The organism is Pseudomonas saudimassiliensis (assembly GCF_000939975.1).
In the GTDB taxonomy this organism is placed as follows: domain Bacteria; phylum Pseudomonadota; class Gammaproteobacteria; order Pseudomonadales; family Pseudomonadaceae; genus Halopseudomonas; species Halopseudomonas saudimassiliensis.
Window position 1 is genome coordinate 2,512,544 of sequence record NZ_LK391969.1, and the last position, 24,320, is coordinate 2,536,863.

Below are 24,320 nucleotides of genomic sequence, written 5' to 3' on the forward strand. Positions count from 1 at the left end.
GGCTCAGCTACCGCCCAGGCTCGCGAGGATATGCCGGTAGCTGTTGATGCGGCTGGCGGTTATCTCGCCGCTGGCCACGGCTTCGAGCAGGGCGCAGCCCGGTTCGTGCTTGTGCTGGCAGTCGCGGAAGCGGCAGTGCCCGAGGAAGGGCCGGAATTCGATGAAGCCTTCCAGCAGTTCATCCGGGCTGATATGGGTCAGGCCGAATTCGCGGATGCCGGGGGAGTCGATCAGATCCCCGCCATCGGGAAAGTGGAACAGCCGGGCAGTGGTGGTGGTATGGGTGCCCTTGCCGGTCAGCTCCGAGAGCGCGCCGACGCGCAGGTCCACATCCGGCAGCAACGCATTGATCAGCGAGGACTTGCCGACCCCGGACTGGCCGACCAGCACGTTGACGTGGTCGCGCAGCTCGCGGCGCAGCCCGTCGAGGCCTTCTTCCGAGGCTGCCGACAGGCACAGGGTCCGGTATCCCAGCCGCGCATAGTCGTCCAGCCAGGCGCGGATGTGGCCGTAGTTACCCTGATTCAGCAGGTCCGCCTTGTTCAGCACCAGCAGCGGCTCCAGCCCCGACTGTTCGGCCGCCACCAGATAGCGGTCGATAAGATTGCTGTGGGGCGTGGGCAGGGGCGCGAAGACGATGACCAGGCGGTCGACGTTGGCTGCCACCGGCTTCAACTGGCCGCGATGATCGGGTCGGTAGAGTTCGGTGATCCGCGGCTGCAGCGCCACGATGACGCCGCCTTGCTGGTTGTCGGCACGCCAGACGATGCGGTCGCCGGTGACCAGGGCCGGCAGGTTGGCGCGGCGGTGACAGCGTCGTACCTGGCCCTTTAGCGGGCCGGACGTCGCTTCGATGTCTACCTGCACCCCGAAGTGGGCGATGACCTGCCCTTCCTGTTCGGGGCCGAGCTCGCCACCGAGCAGGCTTTCTTCGGCCAGATCGGCGCGCCGGGTGGCGCGGGCGCTGCGTTCGTCCTGGATTTTCTGAATCCGCCAGCTCTGGCGTCGAGTGAGATGTCGCTTGGCCATGTTGTATGCATCTTGAGAATCCGCCGCAGTGTAGCACGGGGCGCGTATACTGCTGCTATCTCGCGGCATCAACACGAATAGGAGCGAATATGAAACACCCCGATAACCTGATCTGGATCGATCTGGAAATGACTGGTCTGGATCCGGACAAGGATGTGATCATCGAAATTGCCACCATCGTTACCGATTCCCAGCTGAATGTGCTGGCCGAAGGGCCGGCGCTGGCGATCAAGCAACCCGACGCCATGCTCGACGGCATGGACGAGTGGAATACCCGCCAGCACGGCCAGTCCGGTCTGGTGCAGCGGGTGAAGGACAGTGTGGTCAGCCCGGCCGAGGCCGAGCAGATGACCCTGGAATTTCTCGTCAAGTGGGTGCCGGCGGGGCGCTCGCCCATGTGTGGCAACAGCATCTGCCAGGACCGCCGCTTCCTGTATCGGGGTATGCCGAACCTGGAGCAGTTCTTCCACTACCGCAACCTGGATGTCTCCACCCTCAAGGAACTGGCTGCGCGCTGGGCGCCGGCGGTGCGGGACGGCTTCAACAAGGAAAGCAGCCACCTGGCGCTGGATGATATCCGCGACTCGATTGCCGAGCTACGGCATTACCGGGAGCACTTCATCAAGTTCTGAGGGGCGGTCGCGTAGGCCAGTTGGCGCCGTCAGGCGGCGATACCGTGTTGGGTCAGCGCCCAGCGCACATGTTCCTGCACCAGCTCCGAAGGGTGGTCGAGACGGCTGTTCAATGCGTCGATCACCGGGATGCTGGTGTGGGCGTTGCCCAGGCCGACGGCCAGATTGCGTAGCCAGCGCTCGTGGCCGATCCGGCGTAGCGGCGAGCCTTCGGTATTCTTCAGGTACTGCTCCTCATCCCAGCGAAACAGGGTGATCAGGTCGGCCTGGTCCAACTGGTGGCGTGGGCTGAAGTCCTGCTCGCCGGTGGGCTTGGCGAACTTGTTCCACGGGCAGACCAACTGGCAGTCGTCGCAGCCAAACACCCGGTTGCCCATCCGCGGGCGCAGCTCCTCGGGAATCGCGCCCTTGAGTTCAATGGTCAGGTAGGAAATGCAGCGGCGGGCGTCCAGCACATGGGCGCCGATAAAGGCATCGGTCGGGCAGCGGCTCAGGCAGGCGGTGCAGCTGCCGCAATGCTCCTGTTCGTAGGGCGCATCGGTGGGCAGAGGCAGGTCGGTATAGAGCTCGCCGAGGAAGAAGAAACTGCCGGCCTTGCGATTCAACAGCATGGTGTTCTTGCCGATCCAGCCCAGGCCGGAGCGGGTCGCCAGGGCGCGCTCCATGACCGGCGCACTGTCGACAAAGGCGCGAAAGCCGAACGGCCCGATCAGTGCCTGGATGCGCTCGGCCAATTGCTGCAGGCGGCGACGGATCAGCTTGTGGTAGTCGCGGCCCAGGGCGTAGCGGGAAATATAGGCGGCATCCGGGTCGGCCAGGCGCTTGGTCATGGCGGTGTCGCCGGGCAGATAGTCCATGCGCACCGAGATGACGCGGCGGGTGCCGGGCACCAGCTCCGCCGGCTGGGTGCGCTTGCTGCCATGGCTGGCCATCCATTCCATTTCCCCGTGGTAGCCGGCCGCCAGCCATTCCTGCAGTCGCTGCTCATGGGCACCGATATCCGGATCGCTGATGCCCACCTGCTGGAAGCCCAGCTCGGTGGCAATGTCGCGAATCTGCGCAGCAAGAAGCAGGTAATCGGGCGAGGTATCGGGCATGGAGCTGGGGTCTGTGCGTGACTGGGCCTATAATTCTGCCAGATATCGCCCCAGGTAACATGTCCATGCGTCCTGATCTTCCGTCCTTTATCTACAGTGCCGCGGCTACCCGAGAGCTGGATGCCCAGATCATCGCCGCCGGCACGCCCGGATTCGAGCTAATGCAGCGCGCCGCGGCGGCCGTCTGGCGCGAACTGCGCCGCCGCTGGCCGCATGCCGGTCGCCTCACGGTGTTCTGTGGAGGCGGCAATAATGGCGGCGATGGCTATCTGGTGGCCCGGCTGGCGGAGCGTTCCGGCTGGCAGGTGCAGGTATGGGCGGTCGCTCCAGCGGAGCGTTTGCAGGGCGATGCGCACCGGGCGTGGCAGGCGGCGCGGGATGCCGGCGTCGATATCCGCTGCTGGACCGGTGAGCAGGTGCGCGAGGGCGTGATAGTGGATGCGCTGCTGGGCACCGGCTTGCGAGCGCCGGTGCGGGAACCCTTCCAGCGGGCGATCGCTGCGATTAACGCCAGCGGCCTGCCGGTGGTCGCGGTGGATCTGCCCAGCGGGTTGGACGCCGACCGCGGCGTAGCCGACTGCGCGGTGCGCGCCGACCTGACGGTCACTTTCATCGTTCTTAAGCCGGGCCTGCTGACCGGGCAAGGGCCGGATCAGGCGGGCGAGCTGTGCTTTGCCGCGCTGGCCGACCTGCCCGCCTCCGGCGTGGCGCCGGTGCTGGAGCGGTTGACCCTGGCGCGATGCCGGGCATGGCTGCCAGCCCGACCGCGGGCGGCGCACAAGGGCATGTTCGGCCATCTGCTGGTAATCGGTGGTAACCGCGGCATGGGCGGGGCCATCATGTTGGCGGCCGAGACCGCGCTGCGTTGCGGCGCCGGCAAGGTCAGTGTGGCGACACGCAGCGACCATGTGCCATCGATACTGGCCCGTTGCCCGGAAGTGATGGCGCACGGGGTGGATGATCCGGCACAATTGGCAGCGCTGCTCAAGCCGGCAACGGCCGTGGTGCTAGGGCCGGGGTTGGGCACCGATTCCTGGGCGCAGCAGTTGCTCGATCAGGTATTGGCCCATGATGCGCCGCGGATTCTGGATGCCGATGCGCTCAATCTCATTGCCGCTGCGCCGCAGCCCAGGCCCCTGGGCCCAGGGACGGTCATGACGCCCCACCCCAGGCCCCTGGGCCCAGGGACGGTCATGACGCCCCACCCGGCGGAAGCAGCCCGGCTGCTGGGCTGTGCCACGGCAGCGGTCCAGGCTGATCGGTTGGCGGCGGCCAGGCGCCTGGTGGAACGCTTCGGCTGTACTGCGGTCCTCAAAGGAGTGGGTTCGCTGGTGGCCGACCCCGATCCCCGGGCGTTGCCGGCGCTATGCAGCGCGGGGAACCCGGGGATGGCCAGCGCCGGCATGGGCGATGTGTTGTCCGGGCTGGTTGGAGCACTGCTGGCCCAGCATCTGGAGGCGGGCGCGGCCGCGCGTTACGCAGTACTGCTGCATGCGCTGGCGGGGGACCGCGCCGCGGAGCAGGGCGGTCAGCTGGGCCTTATCGCCAGTGACCTGATTTCATCCATACGTTATTACCTCAACCTGCGGGATATTTGATGACCCTGGAATTGCATGTACGAGGTGACCAGGCCATGGAGCGCCTGGGTGCAGCCATCGGCGAGGCGCTGGAATGGCGCGGTTGCGTCTGGCTCGAGGGCGACCTGGGCGCCGGCAAGACCACCCTGAGCCGCGGATTGATCCGCGCGGCCGGCCATGCCGGCGCGGTGAAAAGCCCGACCTTCACCCTGGTCGAGCCCTATGAGCTGGGCGAGCGCAGCATCTATCATTTCGACCTGTATCGCCTGGCCGACCCCGAGGAATTGGAGTTTCTCGGCATTCGCGACTACTTTTCGGACAACAGTCTCTGTCTGATAGAATGGCCCGCCAAGGGCCGGGGTATCTTGCCCCAGCCGGATCTGGTCATCGTGATCACCGTGGATGGTGAGGGTCGAAGATTGCGGATCGAAGGGCATGGGGAACGCGGCCTGGCTGCTGGCCACCGGCTGCACAGCATAAGAGGCGAAGCGACGCCGTGAAGAACATCCGAACAATGACAATGCGCACCCTGGGGCTGCTCACACTGGCAGCCGGGCTGTTTTATGGCGGGCTTTTGCAAGCGGCGCAGATCGAGAGCGTGCGCCTGTGGCGGGCCCCGGATAATACCCGGCTGGTCTTCGACCTGACCGGCCCTGCCGAACACAAGCTGTTCACCCTGTCCAACCCCGAGCGTATCGTCATCGATATCGCCGGTACGCGCTTCGAGGCCAGCACCAGCGGCCTGGACCTGGAGAACACCCCGTTGACCGGGGTGCGCTCGGCACCGCGGGATAACGAGTTGCGAGTAGTCCTCGACCTGTCCCGTGAGGTCAAGCCGAAGAGCTTCTCGCTGCCGCCGAACCAGCAGTACGGTCACCGGCTGGTGATCGACCTGTACGACAGCGAACCCCGTTCAGCCCTGCCGACTACCGCCGAGCCGAGTGCCGCACCGCTGCCGCAGACGCCGACCCGCTCGGTGACCGAGGCCGGCCAGCGGGATATCATCGTTGCCCTGGACGCCGGTCACGGCGGTGAGGATCCGGGCGCCATCGGCCATAACAAGGCGCTGGAAAAGGACGTGGTGCTGGCCATCGCCAAGGAAACCAAAAAGCTGATCGATGCCGAGCCGGGGTTCAAGGCGGTGTTGGTACGTACCGGCGACTACTTCATTCCCCTGCGCAAGCGCACCGAGATTGCCCGCAAGCATAATGCCGACCTGTTCGTGTCCATCCACGCCGATGCCTTCACGCGCGCCAGCGCCTTTGGTGCCTCGGTGTACGCGTTGTCCGATCGCGGCGCCACCTCGGAAACGGCCCGCCTGCTGGCGGACCGGGAAAACCGCTCGGACCTTATCGGTGGCGTCGGAGGGGTGAGCCTGGATAACAAGGACCAGATCCTGGCCAGCGTGTTGCTGGACCTGTCGATGACCGCCACGCTGTCCGCCAGCCTGGATGTAGGGCAGCAGGTGCTGAGTTCCATCGGCAAGCTCACGCCCCTGCACAAGCGCCGGGTTGAACAGGCCGGGTTCATGGTGCTCAAGTCGCCGGATATTCCGTCGATCCTGGTCGAGACCGGGTTCATTTCCAATCCGGGCGAGTCGCGCAAGCTGGTCACGCGCAGCCACCAGCAGGGGCTGGCGCGGGCCATGCACAGTGGCATTCGCAGCTACTTCCACCGCAATCCGCCGCCCGGCACCCGTATTGCCGCGCTCAAGAGCAACGGTCAGTTGGCGCAGGGGCCGCGCGAGCATACCGTGACCCGGGGTGATACCCTGTCGATGATCGCTACCCGCTACGAGGTCAGCCTGGCCAGTCTGCGCCAGGCCAACGGCCTGGGTAACGATCAGATCCGCGTCGGCCAGGTGCTCAAGGTGCCGGCCGGCAACATGCTGGTCAAGAATGACCCCTGATACTGCCAACGAAGTCTGACATGCCCCGAATCAAGTTGTTGAATCCGCGACTGGCCAACCAGATCGCGGCTGGCGAGGTGGTCGAACGACCCGCCTCGGTGATCAAGGAGCTGTTGGAAAACAGCCTCGATGCGGGCGCCACGCGCATCGATATCGATGTCGAGCAGGGCGGCGTCAAGTTGCTGCGGGTGCGCGACGATGGCTGCGGCATCGATGAGAGCGACCTGCCCCTGGCGCTCTCCCGCCATGCCACCAGCAAGATCATGGATCTCGACGATCTGGAGCGGGTAGCCACCCTGGGCTTCCGGGGCGAGGCGCTGGCTTCGGTGGCCTCGGTGTCACGGCTGCTGCTGACCTCCTGTGCCGAGTCGGCCGACCAGGCCTGGCAGGTGGAAACCGAGGGGCGGGACATGAATCCGCGGGTACAGCCGGCGGCGCATCCCCGGGGCACCACGGTGGAAGTCCGCGACCTGTTCTTCAATACCCCGGCCCGGCGCAAGTTCCTGCGCACCGAGAAAACCGAATTCGGCCACCTGGAAGAGGTGGTCAAGCGTCTGGCCCTGTCGCGCTTCGATGTGGCCTTCAACCTGCGCCATAACGGCCGCTCGGTACTGAGCCTGCGCCCGGCCCAGACTGAGCAGGAGGCGCGCCGCCGGGTGGCCAGCATCTGCGGCCCGGCCTTCGTCGAACAATCGGTGACCATCGATGAGGAACGCAGCGGTTTGCGCCTGTGGGGCTGGGTCGGTTTGCCGACCTTTTCCCGCAGCCAGGCCGACCTGCAGTACTTCTGCGTCAACGGCCGGATGATCCGCGACAAGCTGGTGGCCCACGCGGTACGCCAGGCCTACCGCGATGTGCTGTTCAATGGCCGTCACCCCACCTTTGTGCTGTTTCTCGAAGTCGACCCTGCGGTAGTGGATGTCAACGTGCACCCGACAAAGCACGAAGTACGTTTCCGTGACGGCCGCATGGTGCACGACTTCCTGTTCAGTACCCTGTACCGGGCCCTGGCCGACCAACGGCCGGATTCCCAGGCGGGCGCCGCTGATGGGGCAGGCGAGGTGTTGCAGTCGGCCCCCATGCCCGCGGCGACCGGCCTGAGCGCCGGCGTGTTTTCCGGGCAGACCCATATGCCGTTGAGCGAGCCGGCAGCGGCCTGGACCGCAGCCCCAACCCCAGCAGTGGATCGGCCGTCGCCCCAGGCCCTGGCCGGGGCGACCCAAGCCTATGCCGGTCTCTATGGCGGCGCTGCCAATCCGGGCGCCGCGCCCATGCCGCCGGCGGGCGAGGCCGGGACCATTCCGCCGCTGGGGTACGCCCTGGCGCAGCTGCACGGTGTGTTCATCCTGGCGGAGAACGCCGAGGGGCTGGTAGTGGTGGATATGCATGCGGCCCATGAGCGCATCACCTATGAGCGCCTCAAACAGGCAATGGAACTGGAAGGGTTACGTAGCCAGCCGCTGCTGGTGCCCGAGACGCTGGCGGTGAGCGAGCGCCAGGCCGATTGTGCTGAAGAGCACGCCGACTGGTTCGCCCGGTTGGGCTTTGCCCTGCAACGCATGGGCCCGGAAACCCTGGCGATACGGGAAATCCCTGCGCTGCTGCGCCAGGCCGATGCCGCGCAGCTGGTGCAGGATGTATTGGCCGATCTCATGGAGTTCGGCACCAGTGACCGCATCGAGGCCCACCGCAACGAGCTGCTGGCGACCATGGCCTGCCACGGCTCGGTACGCGCCAATCGGCGGCTGACCCTGGCGGAGATGAACGGGCTGCTGCGCGACATGGAGCAGACCGAGCGCAGTGGCCAGTGCAACCACGGCCGGCCCACCTGGACGCGCATGAGCATGGGGGAGCTGGACAAGCTCTTCCTGCGGGGCCGCTAGATGGCCAGCGCTCCCGTGCCCACCGTGATCTGCCTGATGGGCCCGACCGCGGCGGGCAAGACCGATATGGCATTGCACCTGGCCGACCACCTGCCCTGCGAGTTGATCAGCGTGGATTCGGCGCTGGTCTACCGCGGCATGGACATAGGCACCGCCAAACCCGATGCCCAGACCCTGGCCCGCTATCCCCACCATCTGGTGGATATCCTCGACCCCGCCGAGGCGTATTCCGCGGCGCGCTTTCGCCAGGACGCCCTGCAACTGATCGAGGATATTCTCGGACGCGGCCGTATCCCGCTGCTGGTCGGCGGTACCATGTTGTATTACAAGGCGCTGGCCGGCGGGCTCGCGCAGATGCCCGCGGCGGACCCGGCGGTGCGCCAGCGCATCGAAAGCCGGGCCGCCGAAGTGGGTTGGGAAGGCGTCCATCGGGAGCTGGCGCAAGTCGATCCGGTGGCCGCCGCACGCATTCATCCCAACGATCCGCAGCGCATCCAGCGCGCCTATGAAGTCTTTCTGCTGAGCGGCATCTCGCTGACCGATTGGCATGCCCGTCAGGCAAGGGAAAATGCCGAAACCAGGGCGACTGGCGGGGCAAATATGTCCTATACTACGCGCTATGTGGCTGTGGCTCCCCGTGAGCGACATATCCTCCATGAACGCATTGCTCTGCGCTTTTCGCAGATGATGGCGCAAGGGTTTCTCGCCGAGGTGGAAGCCCTGTATGGGCGCGGTGATCTGGATGTGTCGATGCCGTCGGTTCGTGCAGTGGGATACCGGCAGGCTTGGGATTATCTCGAGGGGAAACTCTCCCTGGAAGAGATGGTCGAACGCGGTGTGATTGCCACCCGGCAGTTGGCGAAGCGGCAGTTTACCTGGCTGCGCGGTTGGCATGGGGATATCGAATGGTTCGACAGCCTGGATCCGGCACGGTCGGACAAGCTCTTGAAATACCTCGGGTCAATCGCCATATAGCTCGTATGTAGGCCGCAGGTGTCACGCAGTCATCTGGATACTGGCTGTCCGTCCTGATGGACTGGCCGGATAATGCATTTCAATTTAAGCGGTTCCCATAATGGTTTCCATAAGGAGTGAGTCAATGTCAAAAGGGCATTCTCTACAAGACCCTTACCTGAACGTTCTGCGCAAGGAACGTGTTCCGGTATCCATCTATCTGGTTAATGGCATCAAGCTGCAGGGCCAGATCGAATCTTTCGACCAGTTCGTCATTCTGCTGAAGAACACTGTCAGCCAGATGGTCTACAAGCATGCAATCTCCACCGTGGTCCCCGGTCGCCCGGTGCGTCTGCCGGTGCAGGGTGCCGATGAGGCCGAGGCGGGCAATCCTTGACCGCACGGGAGGTCTGATTGTTTTTTGAACGTCATGAGGGTGGTGAGCGGGCGGTGCTCGTTCATCTTGAAAGCCAGGATGAACAGAGCCGTGAAGACCCTCATGAGTTTCTGGAGCTGGTGCGTTCGGCCGGGGCGGAAATTGTCGATTTCCTGACCATTACCCGCTATCAGCCCAGTCCCCGTTTTCTTATCGGCACCGGCAAGGTGGAAGAGCTGCGGGCTTTGGTCAAGGCAGGCGAAGGTGACCTGGTCATCTTCAACCATGTGCTGACACCGAGCCAGGAGCGCAACCTCGAGCGTGAGCTGGAATGCCGCGTCATCGACCGTACCGGTCTGATCCTGGATATTTTCGCCCAGCGCGCCCGTACCCATGAGGGCAAGCTGCAGGTCGAGCTGGCCCAGCTGGACCACCTGAGTACACGCCTGGTGCGCGGCTGGACTCACCTGGAGCGGCAGAAGGGTGGTATCGGCCTGCGTGGCCCAGGTGAAACCCAGCTGGAAACCGACCGCCGTCTGTTACGCGCGCGCATCAAGCAGATCACCAAGCGTCTGGAAAAGGTCCGCAGTCAACGGGACCAGGCGCGCCGTGCCCGCCGTCGGGCGGAAATCCCCGTGGTCTCCCTGGTTGGCTATACCAACGCCGGAAAATCCACCCTGTTCAATACCCTGACCGAGTCCGCGGTTTATGCCGCCGACCAGTTGTTCGCCACCCTTGATCCGACCCTGCGGCGGATCGAGTTGGACGATGTCGGGCCGGCCATCATGGCCGACACGGTGGGCTTCATTCGCCATCTGCCGCACAAGCTGGTCGAGGCGTTCCGCGCCACGCTGGAGGAATCCAGCCAGGCCGACCTGCTGCTGCATGTGATCGACGCCGCCGATGCCGAGCGCACCTCCCATATCGAACAGGTGAACCTGGTGCTGGACGAGATTGGTGCCAGCGCGCTGCCGATACTGGAGATCTACAACAAGATCGATCTGCTGGAGAACTTCGAGCCGCAGATCCAGCGCGACGGCAATGGTGTGGCGGTACGCGTCTGGCTATCCGCCCGGGAAGGCCGCGGCCTCGATCTGGTTGCCCAGGCCATCGCCGAGCGACTGGGGGACGATATTGTCCAGCAGAGCATTGTGCTGGAGCATGACGAGGCGCGGTTACGGGCCCAGTTCTACGCCGCCGGTGCAGTGACCGCCGAGCGGATTGCTGCCGATGGCCGTCAGGAACTGGATCTGCGCCTGCAGCGCAGCGACTTCAACCGGTTGCTCAAGCGTGAAGGCTGGCAGCCGGACAAGTTTCTCGAACAACACACTTTGCAATAATGGATGGCGGTAGCGGTTCGCTCTGCCGCCTGGATTTGCTGTAGGATTGCGGAAATGACTGCGCCGGCCATCCACGCCGGCAGATGCAGTTTCATGGTTTCAGATAACGGAGAACGCTATGGCGTGGAATGAGCCTGGTGGTGGCAATAACTCGAACAACCAGGATCCCTGGGGGAGTGGTGGTAACCGCGGCGGGGGCAATCGTGGCGGCAAGCAGGGGCCACCGGATCTGGATGAGGCGCTGCGCAAGCTGCAGGACAGCCTGAACGGTATCTTCGGCAACAAGAAGCGCGGCGGTGCCGGCGATGACGGCAGCGGTCGTCGGGTCGGCGGCGGTCAGGGGATCCCCAAGGGGCTCTGGATCATCGGCGGTCTGATCATCTTCGTGTTCTGGCTGTTCAATGCCATCTACAAGGTGGATGAGCAGGAGCAGGCAGTAGTGCTGCGTTTCGGTGAATACAACCGTACCGTCGAATCCGGCCTGCACATCTATTTCCCGCCGATCGAGAAGAAATTCCAGCGCAACGTCACCCAGGTGCGCTCCTATCGCCAACAGGGGCAGATGCTGACCGAGGACGAGAATATCGTCGAGGTACCGCTGGCGGTGCAATATCGCATCTCCAACCTGGAAGACTTCGTGCTCAAGGTGGAAGACCCGGAAACCAGTCTGCGCCACGCCACTGAAAGTGCCCTGCGTCACGTGGTCGGTTCCACGCCGATGCACCAGGTACTGACCGAAGGCCGTGAGCAGATGGGCGTCGAGACCACCGAGCGTCTGCAGCGTTATCTGGATGCCTACCAGACCGGTATTACCGTGGTGCAGGTCAACATCGAGAGCGCCCAGGCCCCGGCCGAGGTGCAGGATGCCTTCGACGACGTGATCCGTGCCCGGGAAGACGAAGTGCGCGAGCGCAACCAGGCCGAATCCTACGCCAACGGCGTGATTCCGGAAGCCCGCGGTCAGGCCCAGCGTCTGCTGGAAGAGGCTGCCGGTTACCGTCAGGCGATGGTCGCCAGGGCCGAGGGTGAGGCCGAACGCTTCAACCTGCTGGTCGCTGAATACCAGCAGGCGCCAGAGGTGATGCGTGAGCGCATGTTCATCGAAACCATGCAGGAAGTACTGAGCAGTACCAGCAAGATCATGGTGTCGGGCGATGGCAGCAGCAATCTGCTGTACCTGCCGATCGACAAGCTGATGCAGCAGGGCGGTAGTTCGTCCTCGTCGTCATCCTCTGCGGCGGTCCCGTCCGCTACCGGAGCTGACGCCAGCACCCGTCTGCCGGTACAACTGCAACAGCGAGATCTGCGCTCAAGGGAGGCCCGCTGATGAGTAACAAGTCGATTTTCGGACTCATAATCGCCCTGGTGGTGATCGTGGTCGGTTGGAACAGCTTCTTCATCGTCGAGCAGACCCAGCGTGGCCTGGTGCTGCAGTTCGGTAAGGTCGTGCGTGACGACGTCGAGCCGGGTCTGCACTTCAAGCTGCCCTTCGTGCAGGAAGCCAAGCTGTTCGACGGCCGGCTGCTGACCCTGGATACCACCACCCAGCGTTACCTGACGCTGGAAAAGAAAGCCTTGATGGTGGACTCCTTCGCCAAGTGGCGCATCGCCAACGTGCAGCGCTACTACACCGCGACCTCCGGTCTGCGTTCGATCGCCGAAGAGCGGTTGTCCCGCCAGCTGGAGTCGGGCCTGCGTAACGAAGTGGCGCGCCGTACCCTGCACGAGGTGGTCGCCGGTGAACGCGATCAGTTGATGGCGGACATCACCGCTGGCCTCAACGACAGCGCGCGTCGCGAGCTGGGTATCGAGGTGGTGGACGTACGGGTCAAGGGCATGGACCTGCCCCGTGAGGTCAACCGCAGCGTGTTCGAGCGGATGAGCTCCGAGCGTGAGCGTGAAGCCCGGGAACACCGTGCTAAGGGCCGCGAGCTGGCCGAAGGTATTCGCGCTGATGCGGACCGGCAGCAGCGGGTGATCCTGGCGGAAGCCTTCCGCGAAGCCGAGGAAATCCGCGGTCAGGGTGACGCCGAGGCGGCATCCATCTACGCCCAGGCCTACAACAAGGACCCGGAGTTCTACTCCTTCTACCGTAGCCTGCAGGCGTATCGGGAAAGCTTCGCCAACAAGTCCGACGTGTTGGTGCTGGACCCGAACAGCGAGTTCTTCCAGTTCTTCAAGGGCGCACAGCAACCTTGATTCGGCGCAGGCCGCACTCATTCATTGAATGGGTGTGGCCCGCCAAAAACATGCTACAATCGCGCAGCCGGGTCATCCCGGCTTTTTTGTGACCGGCAGTTCCCGGGGAGAGGTTCGAGTTGATGTGGCAGAGTCTGGCCGCGGCGCTGTGTCTGGTGCTGGTCCTCGAAGGCCTGATGCCCTTTCTGGCACCCCGTATGTGGAAGCGCATGCTGGTCGAAGTGAGCGGTATGAGCGACCGGCAACTACGGGTTGCGGGGTTGCTGAGCATGCTGGCGGGTACTGCCTGCTTATATCTGATCCGCTAGGGTTGGTTGGTGTTTGACTGCTGCGAGCCCGGCGCTGGAACGTCACGACCCTTACGTAATAAAGGTTTTGAAAATGCCTACTGTTGATCGCTGGCTGTTGCCTGACGGGATCGAAGAAGTGCTGCCGGAAGAGGCCGCACGTACCGAAGCAGCCCGCCGGCAATTGCTGGATCTGTTCTCCCGCTGGGGGTATGACCTGGTCATCACCCCGCATATCGAGTACCTCGAATCTCTCCTGACCGGCTCCGGTCATGATCTGGAATTGCAAACCTTCAAGATGATCGACCAGATGTCCGGGCGCATGCTCGGCCTGCGCGCCGACATCACACCCCAGGTGGCGCGCATCGATGCGCATACCCTGGGCGCGGAAGGTCCCAGTCGCCTATGCTATTGCGGTAGCGTGCTGCACACGCTGCCCCGGCCATTGTCCACCTCGCGCAGCCTGATTCAGTTGGGTGCGGAGCTCTACGGGGACGCCTCCAGTACCAGCGATATCGAAGTCATCTCGCTGATGCTGGAAACCCTGGCGGCATCACGGGTCGCCGGTGTGCACCTGGATATCGGCCATGTGGGCATCTACCGTGGTCTGGTCGAGGCGGCGGGGCTGGTCGGGCCTGAGGAGCGGGCGCTGTTCAATGCCCTGCAGCGCAAGGCCCTGGATGAAGTCCACGAGCTGACCTCGCGTATCGAACAGCCGGGCCTGGCGGCCATGTTGCGCAGCCTGGCCGAGTTGTCTGGTGGTGTCGAGGTGCTGGAGCGCGCCCATATCATGCTCGATGGTGCGCCTGAGGTGATTCTGGCGGCGCTGGATGAGCTGGCGGAAATTGCCCAGGTGATCGCCCGCCGCTACCCCGAGGTGCCGCTGTATTTCGATCTGGCGGAGCTGCGTGGCTACCACTATCACTCGGGTGTGACCTTCGCTGCGTTCGTCCCGGGCACGGGGCAAAGTATCGCCCAGGGTGGTCGCTACGATGATATCGGTCGGGATTTTGGTCGGGCGCGGCCGGCCACCGGTTTTTCCACGGATCTCCGTTTGCTGGTGGCCTGTGGGCAGATCGAAGGTGATAGTCGTGACCAGGGCATCTGGGCACCCCATGCGGACCAGCCTGGCCTGCACGACAAGGTCATGCAGCTGCGCGCCGCCGGCGAGCGGGTGATCGTTGCGTTGCCCGGTCAGCTTGATGCCGAAGCTGCCGCCTTTGGTTGCAATCGGATCCTGCAGTTCGAGAGTGCGGGTTGGCAGGTAAAAGAACTGACTAGGGACGCCGGAAACGCGTAGCGTTTCACCGTCGTCCGGGTGTGATTCCATGGCCCAGTGGGCCGGTTCCTAACGAGTGAGGCAAGAGCTGAACATGGGTAAGAATGTTGTCATCCTGGGCACCCAATGGGGTGATGAAGGCAAGGGCAAGATCGTCGATCTGCTGACCGACCAGGTATCCGCCGTGGTGCGTTATCAGGGCGGACACAACGCCGGTCATACGCTGGTGATCGATGGTGAGAAAACTGTCCTGCACCTGATTCCCTCCGGGATCCTGCGTGAAAACGTGATGTGCTACATCGGTAACGGTGTGGTGCTGTCCCCCGAAGCGCTGCTCAAGGAGTTGACCGGCCTGGAAGCCAAGGGTGTGCCGGTGCGTGATCGTCTGCGCATCAGCCCGGCCTGTCCGCTGATCCTGCCCTACCACGTGGCGCTGGATCAGGCCCGTGAGCTGGCCCGCGGTGAAGCCAAGATCGGTACCACCGGTCGCGGTATCGGCCCGGCCTACGAGGACAAGGTATCCCGCCGGGGCCTGCGGGTAGCCGACCTGTTCCACCGCGAGCGCTTTGCCGCCAAGCTGGGCGAGGTGCTGGACTACCACAACTTCGCGCTGCAGCATTACTACAAGGTCGAGCCCATCGATTTCCAGAAGACGCTGGATGAGGCAATGGAATATGCCGAGTGGCTCAAGCCGCTGATGGAAGACGTGACCGCGCGCCTGCACGTGCTGCGCCGGGAAGGGGCCAACATCATGTTCGAGGGTGCCCAGGGCTCTCTGCTGGACATCGACCATGGCACCTACCCCTACGTGACCAGCTCCAACACCACGGCTGGCGGTACGGCTACTGGTTCCGGTTTCGGTCCCCTGTACCTGGATTACGTGCTGGGCATCACCAAGGCCTACACCACCCGGGTAGGTTCGGGTCCGTTCCCCACCGAGCTGTTCGATGACATCGGTGAGCGTTTGGCCCAGCGTGGCCACGAGTTCGGTTCGACTACCGGTCGCGCCCGTCGTTGCGGCTGGTTCGATGCCGTGATCCTGCGCCGCGCAGTTGAGATCAACAGCATCAGTGGCCTGTGCCTGACCAAGCTGGACGTGCTCGACGGCCTGGATGTGATCCAGATCTGTGTGGGTTACCGCAACGCGGGCGGCGACGTCCTGGAAGCGCCCAGCGACGCCGATAGCTACATCGGCCTGGAGCCGGTGTACGAGGAAGTACCCGGTTGGAGCGAGTCCACCCTCGGGGTGCAGACCCTGGAGGAGCTTCCGGCCAACGCCCGCGCCTATATTGCGCGGATCGAGGAGCTGGTCGGCACGCCGATCGACATCATCTCCACTGGTCCGGACCGTAACGAGACCATTATCCAGCGGCAGATTTTCTAAGCCGTATGCTGCACTGAAAAAGCGCCCCGCGGGGCGCTTTTTTTGCTCATGGGAGGTGCTGGTGCCCGCCCTGGGCGGTTCGAGCACCAGCTCGTACCAAAATTCCCAGCACCGCCACTGTTGCCGGCAAACGCTATACCACCAGCCAGTACGTCCTCCGGAAGATCGAGCTCCTTCTAAACTGACCGCCTTGCCGCCAGCTCCGCAGTCATCTGTGCGGCACGCACGGCGTTAGACGGTGCCGGGCAGCTGCCCTTGGCGAACACGCACCCGTGCCATCCGTGGCGCTCGTGTGCGGCCGTCCATGGCCGCACACGGTTCGCCAAGGGCAACCGCCCAGCACCGTCCTGTCGACTCATGAGTTGCTGAGGGCAGGTGAGCGCGGGGTGGAGGCAGGTTTGCCCGAGTCAAGTTATCTGCGGGCGCGCTCGCTCGATCAGCGCTTGCACATCCAGCCCGCGGGGCAGGGTGCCGTAGACGCGACCGGGCTGTTGCAGGCGGCTGGCGATAAAGGCGTCGGCTACGGTATTGTCGCCGGCTTCCAGCAGCAGCTTTGCCTGCAGTGCCACGGCCACATCTTCGGTCAGCTGGCGGGCGCGATACTGAATGTCATCCTTGTCGGCAAAGTGTTGCTGTAGCTGGCTGATATGCGCCCGCAGGCGCGGATCACCCGCGCCATCGCCCAGCTCGGCAAACAGCATCTCGACTATCCCCGGCTCCTTGGACAGCGCCCGCAGGACGTCCAGGCACTGCACGTTGCCGGAGCCTTCCCAGATCGAGTTTACCGGAGCTTCGCGATATAGCCGCGGCAGGATGCTGTCTTCCACGTAGCCGGCACCGCCGAGGCATTCCTGCGCTTCGTTGATCATCGCCGGGGCGCGTTTGCAAATCCAGTACTTGCCGATGGCGGTAACCAGTCGGGCAAAGCCGGCCTCGTGCGGATCATCGGCATGGTCCAGGGCGTGGGCCATGCGCATGGTCAGGGCCAGGGCGGCTTCGCTTTCCAGGGCGAGGTCGGCCAGCACGTTTTGCATCAGGGGCTGTTCGATCAGCGGGCGGCCGCCAACGTTGCGGTGGGCGCAGTGGTGACTGGCCTGGGCCAGGGCCTGGCGCATCAGCGAGCTGGAGCCGACCATGCAATCGAAGCGGGTCAGGGCGACCATTTCAATGATGGTTGGCACGCCGCGACCTTCCTCGCCGATCATCCAGGCCAGGGCGCCGCGGAACTCGACTTCGCTCGAGGCGTTGGCCAGGTTGCCCAGTTTGTCCTTGAGTCGCTGAATATAGAACTGGTTGCGGTTGCCGTCGGGGCGATGGCGGGGCAGCAGGAAGCAGCTCAGTCCCTTGTCGGTCTGCGCCAGGGTGAGAAAGGCGTCGCACATGGGCGCCGAGCAGAACCATTTGTGGCCCAGCAGCTCGTAGGTCTGGCCGGGGCCGGGCTGGCCTATGGGCCAGGCCCGGGTGGTATTGGCCCGCACATCAGTGCCGCCCTGTTTCTCGGTCATGGCCATGCCGATGGTCAGGCCGGTCTTGTCTGCCATGGGTAGATTGCGTGGGTCGTATTGGCGCGACAGGATCTTCGGCAACCACTGCTTAGCCAGGTCCGGCTGCAGGCGCAGTGCCGGCACGCAGGCGAAGGTCATGGTCATCGGGCAACTGGTGCCGGCTTCGGCCTGGTTGTGCAGGTACATGGTTGCCGCGCGGGCAACGTGGGCGCCGGGGCGCGGCGCCGTCCAGGGTGCGCTGGTGATGCCATGGGCGATGCCGGCGCGCATCAGTTCATGATAGGCCGGGTGAAACTCCACCAGGTCGATCCGGTGGCCCTGGCGATCATGGCTATGGAAGACCGGCAGGTTGTCGTTGGCCTGGAAGCCAGCCTGCATCAGGGGGCCGCCGCCCAGCGCCCCGTAGGCGGCCAGTTCATCGTCTGCCCAGCCACCCTGGTAATGCCGCACCCAGTGTTGCAGCGCCAGGTCGCTGCGGTACAGGTTGATACCGTCCAGCGGCGGCACCTGGTTGGTGACTTCGTGGGTTTCCGCATACTGATGCAGGTTCATGGCGCAATACTCCGATGCTTGTTGTTATCGTCGGCGGAGATCGCTCATCCAGCAGCCCTGCGGTGGTGGTCGATCTCAGCCTTCCACACTACCAAGAATCACGGCCTTGATCACGAACCCCAGCACGCCGAGGCCAAGGGCGAAGAACAGCACCATGGTGCCGTAGCGGCCGGCCTTGGATTTCTTCGCCAGGTCCCAGACGATGAAGCCCATGAAGGCGACCAGGGCGAAAATACTCAGGGGCAGGGCGAGGGCTTCAAATTCTTCGTAGGACACTATGGTCTCCTGTCAGGAAAAAGGGAGTCTATTTTGTGACCAGATGGTTGAGCGGCAATTCCGTACTAGATACCACCTGGTTCAGGACAAAGCTGGAACGCACGCTGGACACGCCCTCGATGCGGGTCAGAGTGCCGAGCAGAAATTGCTGGTAATGATCCATATCCGGTACCACGACGCGCAGTTGATAATCGGCGTCCATGCCGGTGACCAGGCTGCAGTTCAACACTTCCGGGCATTTGCGGATAGTCTCCTCGAAGCCGGCGAAGCGGTCGGGCGTATGGCGGTCCATGCCGATCATCACGAAGGCGGTCAGGGTCAGGCCAAGTTTCTGCGGATCGAGAAGCGCTACCTGGCGGGTGATATAACCGGCTTCCTCCAGCTGTTTCACCCGTCGCGAGCAGGGCGAGGGTGACAGGCCGATGCGTTCGGCCAGTTCCTGGTTGCTGATGCGGGCGTCCTGCTGCAGGGCAGCCAGGATTTTCAGGTCATACCGGTCCAGATTGTTTTCATGCATGGTCTCGCTCACCTTTATTGCGTGGTTTTGTCATATATCGCGATATGGTTGCGCAATACTGCATTGGGTGGGCAATAAAAGGCAAGAAATGGTGCGGCTGTGGCGTTACCATAATCACAAGTTTCAAGCCCTGGCCGGCGAGTCCACACAGGCGCTCCACACGAGCAGCCCTGCGACGAACGATCCCATCGGATCGATTCGTCACCCGGCCACCCCAGCCCACAAGGCACGGAGGACAGGCAGTATCCCATCCGGATACCTTACGGACCCCAGCGCCAACGGCCGACTCAGTCGGCCGTTGGCGTTTGTGCAGCTGCAGTTTCGTGCACCGGATCCTTGTGCACCAGTACGTCGGCCTGGGGAAAGCGCCGGATGATGGCATGCCGGACCTGCTCACCCAGTTCATGGGCATCGGTCAGGGACAACTCACCCGGCAGTTCCAGATGCAGCTGCATGAACCATTGCTGACCCGATTCCCGGGTGCGCAGGTCATGCACGTCAATCACACCGGGTACGGCACGGGCGAGTGCCAGGGCCTCCTTGCGCACTGCGTCGGGCAGTTCATGGTCCATCAGGATCTGCACCGCGTCGCGGCCGATCTGCAGGGCACTGAAGCCGATCAGCAGCGCAATGGCGATGCCGAACAGGGCATCAGCACCGGGCAGGCCGTAATAGGCCAGGATGAGTGCCACTATAATGCTGATGTTCATCAGCAGATCGGAGCGGTAGTGCAGGGCATCAGCGCGGATCGCCGTGGAGCCGGTATGCCGGATCACATGGCGCTGGAAGCCGAGCAGCCCCAGGGTAGCCAGGATGGAGACCAGCATCACCGCCACCCCCACCCAGGCGGCCTCGACCGGCCGGGGATGGAGCAGGTGGTCGATGCCCTGCTGCAGCACCAGCAGCGCCGATGCGGCGATGAACACCGATTGGGCCAGGCCGGCCAGCGCCTCGGCCTTGCCGTGACCGAAGCGATGGCCCTTGTCGGCTGGGGTCAGGGCGTAGGCAATCGCGACCAGGTTGATCAACGAGGCCCCGGCGTCCATCAGCGAGTCGATTAGCGAGGCGAGCAGGCTCACCGAACCGGACATGTACCAGGCCGCCGCCTTGAGCACGATCAGCGCCAGCGCTACCGAAATCGAGGCATAGGTGGCCAGCCGCAGCAGCCGGGCGTTGCGGGTGCCCAGCTGCCGGGCGTCAGCGCCGTCCATCAACCCCGGGCCGGCAGACCGAGCATGGCCAGTTGGGTAGCATCAGGGCTGTTGAGCAGGCGCGCCTGCTGCATCGGGACCCGCAGACCCAGGTCCTGCTCGAGGATGGCTTCCAGCTTCAGCGGATCGATCTGCCCCTGGGCATCGACCGCCTGCTGCAGCCGCTCGGGCGCCAGGGTGTAGCGGTCATCCGGGAAGTAGATAGCGCCGGTGGCGAAGTCCACGGCAAAGGCCATCAGGCCGGGGATGATATAGAACAACAGTCCCATGCCATTGAGAATCGCCACGCCGGGATCGATCTCGCCGCTGATCTGGCCACGACGTTCAGGGTAGAAAACCGTGCCGCACGCGGTCAGCTGGGTGATCAAGGTGGTGGACAGCATGATGCTGGCCAGAGCTTTCAAACGCATGATATTCCTCGAAGATGGCAACTTAACCAGACGCGCTTACTATACGCCGCCGGGCTGACGGCTTGAAGCCGGGGGTGGCTATAATGCCTCCCTTTGCGCCGGATACCCCTGAGTATGACTGATCTGCCCGTACAAGCCGTGCTGACCGAACTGGATCAGCAGCTGGCCCGTTCGCCCGCCGTGGTGCTGCAGGCACCACCCGGTGCCGGCAAGACCACCCTGGTGCCGCTGGCGCTACTGCGCAGCGAATGGTTGGCCGGGCAGAAGATCATCCTGCTGGAACCGCGCCGGCTCGCGGCTCGGGCCGCCGCCGAACGGCTGGCCCAGATGCTGGGTGAGGCGGTGGGGCAGACGGTCGGCTATCGCATCCGCCTGGACAGCAAGGTCAGCGCCGCCACCCGCATCGAGGTGGTGACCGAGGGCATACTGCAGCGCCTGCTGCAGGCGGACCCGGAGTTGCCGGGTGTGGGACTGGTGATCTTCGATGAGTTCCATGAGCGCAGCCTGGACGCCGACCTCGGGTTGGCGCTGTGCCTGCAGACCCAGCAATACCTGCGCGATGATCCGCCGCTGCGGCTGCTGGTAATGTCGGCCACGCTGGATGCGGCTGCGGTCAGTCGGCTGCTGGATGATGCGCCGCTGGTCAGCAGTCTGGGCCGGCAGTACCCGGTGCAGATTCACCATGGGGCCCCGTTTTCCCCTGGCCAGCCGCTGGAGCCCCTGCTGGAACGTACCATCCTGGAAGCGCTGGCGACGGAAACCGGCAGCCTGCTGGTATTTCTGCCCGGGGCGGCGGAAATTCGCCGGCTGCAGCGCCGGCTGCAGGACGCCCTTGCGGATCATCCTGAAGTGGATATTACGCCGCTGTATGGCGACTTGGATTTCGCCGCCCAGCGCCAGGCGATCAGCCCGCCGGCGGCGGGGCGGCGCAAGATGGTGCTGGCCACGCCGATCGCCGAGACCAGCCTGACCATCGAGGGAGTGCGGGTGGTCATCGACTCCGGCTTGCGCCGCGAGCCAGCCTTTGACCCGGTCTCCGGCATGACCCGGCTGCATACCCGACGTATCTCCCGAGCCGCCGCCGAGCAACGGGCGGGCCGGGCCGGGCGCACCGAGCCGGGAGTTTGTTACCGCCTGTGGTCGGCGGGCCAGCACGATCAATTGGCGGCCCAGGGCCAGCCGGAAATTTTGCAGGCTGACCTGGCGCCATTGGCGTTGCAGTTGGCGCAATGGGGCGTGGATGATCCCACCGAGCTGCGCTGGCTGGACCGGCCGCCAGCGGCGGCGCTGCAGCAGGGCCGGGAGTTGCTCGAACAACTGGGGGCACTGGCGCGTACTGCCCGCGGCTGGCAATTGACCGACCATGGCAGCGCCATTGCCGCTCTACCCATGCACCCGCGCCTGGCCCACATGCTGTTGCGTGGTCAGCAGCTCGGGCTGGGTCGCCAGGCCTGCCGCTTGGCCGCGATTCTGGGTGAACGGGATCTCCTGCGCGGGGTGGATGATGCGGATATCGCTCGCCGACTGGCCCTGTTCGACCAGCCGGCGGGCGAACCAGCACTGGATCGCGGCGCGCTGCAGCGGGCGCGCCAGCTCGCCGGGCAGTGGCAGCGACTGATCGAACGACACGGCATCACGCAGCAGCTGCCGGAACCGGGCCACGAACGCTGGGCCGGCCTGCTGCTGGCGCTGGCCTACCCGGACCGCATTGCCCAGCGTCGGGGCGAGCAGGGCGCCGACTATCGGCTGGCCAATGGCCGCGCCGCCGCCTTCGCCCAGGTCGACAGCCTGCAGCAGCAACCCTGGCTGGTAGTCGCCAGCCTCGGTGGGCACGCTGACCAGCGCAACGCGCGCATCTTCCTGGCGGCGGCGCTGGATCCCGGCTGGTTGACCCAATACCTGCCGGAGATGCTGCACCAGGAGCAGACCCTGGAATGGGACCCGCGCAGCGAAGCCCTGGTCGCCGAGCGCCAACAGCGTATCGGCACGCTGGTGCTGCGCCGCGAGCCGCTGGCCGATATCGATCCGGCCCAGCGCAGCCGCGCGCTCTGTAATGTGGTGCGCAAGCAGGGGCTCGCGCTGCTGCCCTGGACGCCAGCGCTGCGGCAGTGGCAGGCGCGAGTATTGTTGCTCAGGCAGCTGCATATGGAGCAGGGCGCGGACAGCGCCTGGCCGGATGTGTCCGACCAGGCGCTGCTGGACAGTCTCGAAGACTGGCTGGCGCCCTGGCTGGACCGGGTCAGCCGCCTGGCCCATTTTGCCAACCTGGACCTGCCGGCCATTCTCACCGGGCTGTTGCCCTGGCCGCTCCCGCAGCAGCTGGATGAGCTGGCGCCGACCCATTGGACGGTGCCGACCGGGTCCCGCATCCGCATCGACTACAGCGAGCAGCCGCCGGTACTGGCGGTGCGTCTGCAGGAGCTGTTCGGTAGCCGTGATACCCCCCGCATCGCCCAGGGCCGGGTGGCATTGAAGTTGCACCTGTTGTCACCGGCCCGCCGGCCGGTGCAGGTGACCCAGGATCTGGCGGGGTTCTGGAGTGGCAGCTATGCGGAGGTCAAGAAGGACATGAAGGGCCGCTATCCCAAGCACTACTGGCCAGACGATCCGCTCCAGGCCGAGCCGACTACCCGGGCCAAGCCGCGCAAGGGCTGAAACCAGCAAGCCGATCGCCTTTAAGCCAGTGCCTCGCGCGCGTACAATGCCCGGCCCGGTTCACCTACGGAGCACAGCCATGGACAACACCAGTCAGATACTCGAACGCAGCGCCGAGCTGTTTGCCGGCCAGCGCCTGCTGCTGGTCAATCCTCCGGTGGATGGCCTGACCCGGCAGCTCCCGGCCGACTGGCATGTCTGGACCTGGGATTACTTCGTGCAGCAAGGCCTGAGCGGCAGCCTGGACGAGGAGCATCTGCGCTTCTCCCATCTGTGCCCGGCCGTGACCGAGCTGGATGCCGCGATCCTGATGATGCCCAAGGCCATCGAACGGGCCGAGTTTGCCCTGGCCCAGATAGTCCCGCTGCTGCGGGCCGGCTGTCCGCTATATCTGGTCGGCGAGAAGAAGGGCGGGATCAGCCGGGCGGAGAAACTGCTCGCCGCCCATGGCACCGCGATCGAGAAGCTTGACTCCGCTCGCCATTGCCAGCTGTGGCGCTGCGTGGTCCAGGAGGGGGCCAAGCCGTTCCAGCTGGCGGATTGGCAGCGCTCCGTGCAATTGGCCTTTCCGGACCAGACGGTAGAGCTGGTCAGCCTGCCGGGTGTGTTCAGCCATGGGCGGCTGGACGAGGGCAGCCAGTTGCTGCTGGAAGAACTGGCACCGCTGCCAGCGGGCCGGGTGCTGGATTTCGGTTGCGGGGCCGGTGTGCTGGCCACAGTGCTGGCCCGGCGCAACCCCGACAGCCGCTTCGACCTGGTGGACGTTGATGCCCTGGCGCTGTACTGCGCCGAGCAGACCCTGCGGGCCAATGGGGTAGAAGGGCAGGTCTATCCATCCGATGGCTTGAGTGATGTGCATGGCCGCTTTGCCGGGGTGGTGAGCAATCCGCCGTTCCATACCGGCATCCGCCACGACACCAGCATTGCCGAGGAATTTTTCAACAAGGTGACGCGCAATCTACTGCCCGGCGGCGAATTGCGCATCGTCGCCAACGGATTTCTCAAGTACCCACCGCTTATCGAAGATCACATCGGACCCTGCACGGTCCTGCGCGAGACCAGCCGGTTCAAGGTGTACTCGGCCGTTGCGCCGGGTTGATTCGACCGGCGGGCCTTGCTACAGTGGCCGCCGTCTTAGGGGAGTAGTCTCTCCGGAAGCCAGCCTTCCACGGCAAACGTCAACACGATCGGCCCGCAGGCCGTGGCGTTTGCGGCCCTGCCGTCACCCCAGGTGACCCGGGTCTGACG

At 64.5% G+C, this 24,320-nt stretch carries 22 protein-coding genes; 15 read left to right on the forward strand and 7 right to left on the reverse strand.

The features are described 5' to 3' along the window. Window positions 1-3 precede the first annotated feature (3 nt). The gene (rsgA, locus tag VG99_RS11545) at window positions 4-1,029 is read right to left on the reverse strand and encodes a small ribosomal subunit biogenesis GTPase RsgA (RefSeq protein WP_044500104.1); all 1,026 of its coding nucleotides are present in this window, start codon (window positions 1,027-1,029) and stop codon (window positions 4-6) included. Window positions 1,030-1,118: 89 nt separating this feature from the next. On the opposite strand from rsgA, the gene orn reads away from it, so the two are divergent. Continuing rightward, window positions 1,119-1,661 (forward strand): oligoribonuclease, encoded by a 543-nt coding sequence (gene orn / locus VG99_RS11550; RefSeq protein ID WP_044500106.1) that lies wholly within the window; start codon window positions 1,119-1,121, stop codon window positions 1,659-1,661. A 29-nt stretch (window positions 1,662-1,690) separates the two neighbouring features. Here the strand turns inward: orn and queG are convergent, their stop codons facing one another. Then, on the reverse strand, window positions 1,691-2,758 hold the full coding sequence (gene queG, locus VG99_RS11555) for a tRNA epoxyqueuosine(34) reductase QueG (RefSeq protein WP_044500108.1): 1,068 nt from the start codon (window positions 2,756-2,758) through the stop codon (window positions 1,691-1,693). Window positions 2,759-2,817: 59 nt separating this feature from the next. Between queG and VG99_RS11560 the strand changes: the two genes are divergently transcribed. From VG99_RS11560 to VG99_RS11615, 12 genes are all read left to right on the forward strand, one after another. Then, complete coding sequence (locus tag VG99_RS11560; protein ID WP_044500109.1) at window positions 2,818-4,356, forward strand: bifunctional ADP-dependent NAD(P)H-hydrate dehydratase/NAD(P)H-hydrate epimerase; 1,539 nt, start codon at window positions 2,818-2,820, stop codon at window positions 4,354-4,356. After that, window positions 4,353-4,835, forward strand: coding sequence for a tRNA (adenosine(37)-N6)-threonylcarbamoyltransferase complex ATPase subunit type 1 TsaE (tsaE, locus tag VG99_RS11565; protein WP_239419898.1), 483 nt, complete (start codon window positions 4,353-4,355; stop codon window positions 4,833-4,835). The genes VG99_RS11560 and tsaE overlap by 4 nt, the downstream gene beginning before the upstream one ends. A 14-nt stretch (window positions 4,836-4,849) precedes the next feature. Continuing rightward, the gene (locus VG99_RS11570; protein WP_044500110.1) at window positions 4,850-6,244 is read left to right on the forward strand and encodes an N-acetylmuramoyl-L-alanine amidase; all 1,395 of its coding nucleotides are present in this window, start codon (window positions 4,850-4,852) and stop codon (window positions 6,242-6,244) included. A gap of 20 nt (window positions 6,245-6,264) precedes the next feature. After that, window positions 6,265-8,127 carry a DNA mismatch repair endonuclease MutL gene (gene mutL / locus VG99_RS11575; RefSeq protein ID WP_044500112.1) on the forward strand — a complete coding sequence of 621 codons (1,863 nt, stop codon included), beginning with the start codon at window positions 6,265-6,267 and terminating at the stop codon, window positions 8,125-8,127. Continuing rightward, entirely contained in the window at window positions 8,128-9,102 is a 975-nt protein-coding gene (gene miaA / locus VG99_RS11580; RefSeq protein ID WP_044500113.1) for a tRNA (adenosine(37)-N6)-dimethylallyltransferase MiaA, read from the forward strand. 124 nt (window positions 9,103-9,226) lie between these two features. Beyond that, window positions 9,227-9,478 carry an RNA chaperone Hfq gene (gene hfq, locus VG99_RS11585; RefSeq protein ID WP_044500115.1) on the forward strand — a complete coding sequence of 84 codons (252 nt, stop codon included), beginning with the start codon at window positions 9,227-9,229 and terminating at the stop codon, window positions 9,476-9,478. Between the two features lie 17 nt (window positions 9,479-9,495). Next, window positions 9,496-10,797 carry a ribosome rescue GTPase HflX gene (gene hflX / locus VG99_RS11590; RefSeq protein ID WP_044500116.1) on the forward strand — a complete coding sequence of 434 codons (1,302 nt, stop codon included), beginning with the start codon at window positions 9,496-9,498 and terminating at the stop codon, window positions 10,795-10,797. Window positions 10,798-10,915: 118 nt separating this feature from the next. Then, window positions 10,916-12,124, forward strand: a complete 1,209-nt coding sequence (gene hflK, locus VG99_RS11595) for an FtsH protease activity modulator HflK (protein WP_044500118.1) — start codon at window positions 10,916-10,918, stop codon at window positions 12,122-12,124. Continuing rightward, window positions 12,124-12,996: a protease modulator HflC gene (hflC, locus tag VG99_RS11600; RefSeq protein WP_044500120.1), complete on the forward strand. Its 873-nt coding sequence runs from the start codon at window positions 12,124-12,126 to the stop codon at window positions 12,994-12,996. The genes hflK and hflC overlap by 1 nt, the downstream gene beginning before the upstream one ends. A 122-nt stretch (window positions 12,997-13,118) precedes the next feature. Then, window positions 13,119-13,304, forward strand: a complete 186-nt coding sequence (locus VG99_RS11605) for a DUF2065 domain-containing protein (RefSeq protein ID WP_044500121.1) — start codon at window positions 13,119-13,121, stop codon at window positions 13,302-13,304. A 73-nt stretch (window positions 13,305-13,377) separates the two neighbouring features. Next, window positions 13,378-14,583 (forward strand): ATP phosphoribosyltransferase regulatory subunit, encoded by a 1,206-nt coding sequence (locus VG99_RS11610; protein WP_044500123.1) that lies wholly within the window; start codon window positions 13,378-13,380, stop codon window positions 14,581-14,583. 73 nt (window positions 14,584-14,656) lie between these two features. Next, window positions 14,657-15,946 (forward strand): adenylosuccinate synthase, encoded by a 1,290-nt coding sequence (locus VG99_RS11615; RefSeq protein ID WP_044500124.1) that lies wholly within the window; start codon window positions 14,657-14,659, stop codon window positions 15,944-15,946. Between the two features lie 407 nt (window positions 15,947-16,353). Here the strand turns inward: VG99_RS11615 and VG99_RS11620 are convergent, their stop codons facing one another. From VG99_RS11620 to VG99_RS11640, 5 genes are all read right to left on the reverse strand, one after another. Then, window positions 16,354-18,003 (reverse strand): acyl-CoA dehydrogenase family protein, encoded by a 1,650-nt coding sequence (locus VG99_RS11620; protein ID WP_044500126.1) that lies wholly within the window; start codon window positions 18,001-18,003, stop codon window positions 16,354-16,356. Between the two features lie 75 nt (window positions 18,004-18,078). After that, complete coding sequence (locus VG99_RS11625; RefSeq protein ID WP_044500127.1) at window positions 18,079-18,279, reverse strand: DUF2788 domain-containing protein; 201 nt, start codon at window positions 18,277-18,279, stop codon at window positions 18,079-18,081. Between the two features lie 28 nt (window positions 18,280-18,307). Then, window positions 18,308-18,796, reverse strand: coding sequence for an Lrp/AsnC family transcriptional regulator (locus VG99_RS11630; protein WP_044500128.1), 489 nt, complete (start codon window positions 18,794-18,796; stop codon window positions 18,308-18,310). Window positions 18,797-19,083: 287 nt separating this feature from the next. After that, the gene (locus VG99_RS11635; protein WP_044500130.1) at window positions 19,084-20,007 is read right to left on the reverse strand and encodes a cation diffusion facilitator family transporter; all 924 of its coding nucleotides are present in this window, start codon (window positions 20,005-20,007) and stop codon (window positions 19,084-19,086) included. Next, the gene (locus VG99_RS11640) at window positions 20,007-20,417 is read right to left on the reverse strand and encodes a hypothetical protein (protein WP_044500132.1); all 411 of its coding nucleotides are present in this window, start codon (window positions 20,415-20,417) and stop codon (window positions 20,007-20,009) included. The genes VG99_RS11635 and VG99_RS11640 overlap by 1 nt, the downstream gene beginning before the upstream one ends. A 114-nt stretch (window positions 20,418-20,531) precedes the next feature. On the opposite strand from VG99_RS11640, the gene hrpB reads away from it, so the two are divergent. Together hrpB and VG99_RS11650 are read left to right on the forward strand one after the other, a co-directional pair. Continuing rightward, window positions 20,532-23,072 (forward strand): ATP-dependent helicase HrpB, encoded by a 2,541-nt coding sequence (gene hrpB / locus VG99_RS11645; RefSeq protein WP_044500135.1) that lies wholly within the window; start codon window positions 20,532-20,534, stop codon window positions 23,070-23,072. A 79-nt stretch (window positions 23,073-23,151) separates the two neighbouring features. Continuing rightward, window positions 23,152-24,171 (forward strand): methyltransferase, encoded by a 1,020-nt coding sequence (locus VG99_RS11650; RefSeq protein WP_044500136.1) that lies wholly within the window; start codon window positions 23,152-23,154, stop codon window positions 24,169-24,171. Window positions 24,172-24,320: the final 149 nt, after the last annotated feature.